At 63.4% G+C, this 202-nt stretch carries 1 protein-coding gene; it reads left to right on the top strand.

Annotation, left to right across the window (positions count from 1 at the left end):
• Window positions 1–202 (top strand): immunoglobulin-like domain-containing protein (locus AC25M7_RS25585; protein ID WP_486971653.1); only part of this gene is annotated, 202 nt, incomplete at both ends.

The raw sequence follows: 202 nt of genomic DNA on the forward strand, positions 1-202 counted from the left end.
TCTGTCGGTCACCGGCCACAACGGCCTGACCTTCACCCTGACTGACGGCACCAAGGTCACCATTCCAGCCGGCAGCGCCAGCGGTACCTTCACCATCACCGCGCCGGACGACGTGTTCGTCGGTGGCCAGCCGAGCATCGTCAACAAGATCGAATCGGTTGCCGGTGGCGACAACTTCGAGAAGCTGACCCTCGGCGACAAC

The organism is Pseudomonas sp. P106(2024), assembly GCF_057480815.1.